Consider the following 3,422-nt stretch of genomic DNA (forward strand, 5'->3'; position numbering starts at 1 on the left):
CGGGGTGGCCCTTAACAGTGTGAAAGTCCGGCGGCGTCCTACTCTCCCACGACCTCCCGATCGCAGTACCATCGGCGCTGAAGGGCTTAACTTCCAGGTTCGGAATGGAGACTGGGTGTTTCCCCAACGCTATGACCACCGAAACAACTATGAAAATATCAACAACCACCAACACCACAACCACTACGTTGTGCGGGGGTTCCTGTTCATATTCTCTGAACCGTACAGTGAACGCGAGAAATCTCTGTTACATAACGCAGCTTGGTTTCTTGCTTCAACCCGATGGGTTGGTGTGTGACAAGCCCTCGGCCTATTAGTACCAGTCAGCTCCACACATTACTGTGCTTCCACCTCTGGCCTATCAACCCAGTGGTCTACTGGGGGCCTTACCCGGTTAACCCGGTGGGAGACCTCATCTTGAAGCGTGCTTCCCGCTTAGATGCTTTCAGCGGTTATCACTCCCGAACGTAGCCAACCAGCCGTGCTCCTGGCGGAACAACTGGCACACCAGAGGTTCGTCCACCCCGGTCCTCTCGTACTAGGGGCAGCCCTTCTCAAGTCTCCTGCGCGCGCAGCGGATAGGGACCGAACTGTCTCACGACGTTCTAAACCCAGCTCGCGTGCCGCTTTAATGGGCGAACAGCCCAACCCTTGGGACCTACTCCAGCCCCAGGATGCGACGAGCCGACATCGAGGTGCCAAACCATCCCGTCGATATGGACTCTTGGGGAAGATCAGCCTGTTATCCCCGGGGTACCTTTTATCCGTTGAGCGACGGTGCTCCCACATGCCACCGCCGGATCACTAGTTCCGACTTTCGTCCCTGCTCGACATGTCTGTCTCACAGTCAAGCTCCCTTGTGCACTTACACTCGACACCTGATTGCCAACCAGGCTGAGGGAACCTTTGAGCGCCTCCGTTACCTTTTAGGAGGCGACCGCCCCAGTCAAACTACCCACCAGGCACTGTCCCTGATCCGGATAACGGACCAAAGTTAGACAGCCAGAACAACCAGAGTGGTATTTCAACGATGACTCCACCCGAACTGGCGTCCGAGCTTCACAGTCTCCCACCTATCCTACACAAGTTGTACCGACCACCAATACCAAGTTGTAGTAAAGGTCCCGGGGTCTTTCCGTCCTGCTGCGCGTAACGAGCATCTTTACTCGTAATGCAATTTCGCCGAGTCCACGGTTGAGACAGCGCCCAAGTCGTTACGCCATTCGTGCAGGTCGGAACTTACCCGACAAGGAATTTCGCTACCTTAGGATGGTTATAGTTACCACCGCCGTTTACTGGCGCTTAAGTTCAAAGCTTCGCCGGCCCTAAAGCCAGCTAACCTGTCCCCTTAACGTTCCAGCACCGGGCAGGCGTCAGTCCGTATACATCGAATTACTTCTTCGCACGGACCTGTGTTTTTAGTAAACAGTCGCTTGGGCCTGGTCTCTGCGGCCATCACCGCCTCCCTCAGCAAGTGAGGTAACGGATCCGGCCCCCCTTCTCCCGAAGTTACGGGGGCATTTTGCCGAGTTCCTTAACCATGGTTCACTCGATCGCCTTAGTATTCTCTACCTGATCACCTGTGTCGGTTTGGGGTACGGGCGGCTCTAACACTCACTGCGAAGTTTTTCTCGGCAGCATGGGATCATCCACTTCCCCTAAACGGGTCCGCCTCGGCTCTCAGGCTCAATGAGACACGGATTTGCCTATGCCTCGCCCTACCACCTTGCCCGCGGATCAGCTTACGCCTACCATCGCCGCGGTTGGACTACCCTCCTGCGTCACTCCTCAATGCACCTACTACCACCTCGGGCCGTCTGCTCCGCCACTCAACCCGAAGGCCTCATGGTTTCGAAGACTTAGCATCAGCAGGTTCGGTCGGGTCGTGTTAATGCCGGTACGGGAATATCAACCCGTTGTCCATCGACTACGCCTGTCGGCCTCGCCTTAGGTCCCGACTTACCCAGGGCAGATTAGCTTGACCCTGGAACCCTTGATCATCCGGCGGACGGGTTTCTCACCCGTCATTCGCTACTCATGCCTGCATTCTCACTCGTGCAGCATCCACAACTCCATCACTAGGCTGCTTCACACGCTGCACGACGCTCCCCTACCCATCCACACACCTGGACACAGATCAAGTCTGTGCCGAGCAAAAGTGTGAATGCCACAGCTTCGGCGGATTGCTTGAGCCCCGCTACATTGTCGGCGCGGAATCACTTGACCAGTGAGCTATTACGCACTCTTTCAAGGGTGGCTGCTTCTAAGCCAACCTCCTGGTTGTCTGGGCAACTCCACATCCTTTTCCACTTAGCAATCGCTTAGGGGCCTTAGCTGGTGATCTGGGCTGTTTCCCTCTCGACTACGGAGCTTATCCCCCGCAGTCTCACTGCCGCGCTCTCACTTACCGGCATTCGGAGTTTGGCTGATTTCGGTAAGCCGGTAAGCCCCCTAGACCATCCAGTGCTCTACCTCCGGTAAGAAACACACGACGCTGCACCTATATGCATTTCGGGGAGAACCAGCTATCACGGAGTTTGATTGGCCTTTCACCCCTATCCACAGGTCATCCCCCAGGTTTTCAACCCTGGTGGGTTCGGTCCTCCACGCGGTCTTACCCGCGCTTCAACCTGCCCATGGATAGATCACTCCGCTTCGGGTCTAGAGCATGCGACTCAAACGCCCTATTCAGACTCGCTTTCGCTACGGCTACCCCACACGGGTTAACCTCGCCACACACCACTAACTCGCAGGCTCATTCTTCAAAAGGCACGCCGTCACACCCCACAAAGGAAATGCTCCGACGGATTGTAGGCAATCGGTTTCAGGTACTATTTCACTCCCCTCCCGGGGTACTTTTCATCTTTCCCTCACGGTACTAGTCCGCTATCGGTCACCAAGAAGTATTTAGGCTTAGCGGGTGGTCCCGCCAGATTCACACGAGATTTCAAGAGTCCCGTGCTACTTGGGAAAACACTCAAGAGACACTGTCATACGCCTACAGGGCTATAACCCACTACGGCTCAACATTCCAGAAGATTCAGCTTCAACAGTATTTTATAACTCTTTAGTCTCACGGCATTAAGACTCGAATGCTCCCACAACCCCATGCACGCAACGCACGCCGGCTATCACACGCACATGGTTTAGCCTCATCCGCTTTCGCTCGCCACTACTCACGGAATCACTATTGTTTTCTCTTCCTGCGGGTACTGAGATGTTTCACTTCCCCGCGTTCCCTCCAGAACCCTATGTGTTCAGGCACTGGTAACTGGCTTTAGAATGCCAGCTGGGTTTCCCCATTCGGACACCCCCGGATCACAGCTCGGTTGCCAACTCCCCGGGGCTTATCGCAGGCTCCAACGTCCTTCATCGGCTCTTGGTGCCAAGACATCCACCGATTGCCCTTAGTAGCTTGTCAC

The 3,422-nt window shown here is 55.3% G+C and carries 2 rRNA genes; both read right to left on the minus strand.

From position 1 onward, the window contains the following. Nucleotides 1-25: 25 nt before the first annotated feature. A 5S ribosomal RNA gene (gene rrf, locus HPO96_RS37400) occupies nt 26-143 on the minus strand. 150 nt (nt 144-293) lie between these two features. Further along, nucleotides 294-3,421: ribosomal RNA gene (locus tag HPO96_RS37405) — 23S ribosomal RNA — on the minus strand. Nucleotide 3,422: the final 1 nt, after the last annotated feature.

Origin of the sequence: Kribbella sandramycini, assembly GCF_013131805.1 — a bacterium.
Taxonomy (GTDB): Bacteria; Actinomycetota; Actinomycetes; order Propionibacteriales; family Kribbellaceae; genus Kribbella; species Kribbella sandramycini.